Origin of the sequence: Peribacillus frigoritolerans (assembly GCF_030676415.1) — a bacterium.
Lineage (GTDB): Bacteria > Bacillota > Bacilli > Bacillales > DSM-1321 > Peribacillus > Peribacillus frigoritolerans_A.
Window position 1 is genome coordinate 1 of record NZ_JAUUTW010000099.1, and the last position, 475, is coordinate 475.

General features: G+C 49.1%; 1 protein-coding gene. It reads right to left on the reverse strand.

Annotated elements, in window-relative coordinates:
* On the reverse strand, positions 1-475 hold a 475-nt coding region (locus Q8G36_RS28635; protein ID WP_305275343.1), incomplete at both ends, for an FAD-dependent oxidoreductase.

Consider the following 475-nt stretch of genomic DNA (forward strand, 5'->3'; position numbering starts at 1 on the left):
GCTTGTGTCTTTATCGGCAATCAATTTGACAAAACCGCCTGCCTCGCCATGAATAAGGGCTTTGCCGTTCATCGCAAACGGAAATGTGCCAATTTTCACAGCATGGCCTGCTTCTCTCGCCTGCGTTTCTGTCATTCCCACTTGTGCCGCTTCAGGAAAACTGTACACACATGAAGGAACAGCAAGCGGATCAACTGGTTCGACCTGTTTGCCAATGATATGGGAAACAGCGGCAATGCCTTCATGGGCAGCGACATGGGCAAGCTGCAAACCGCCGACACAGTCGCCAACGGCATAAATGTGTGATTCCTTTGTTTGCCCATATTCATTTACAGCACTGCAGCCATGTGCCAAGGCGATGTCTGTATTGTCAATGCCAATGTCAGAGACATTGGCGACACGGCCGATGGCGACAAGCATTTTATCTGCTTCAATGGTATGTTCTTCTTGATTTTGGTGCACAGTCGCCTTTATG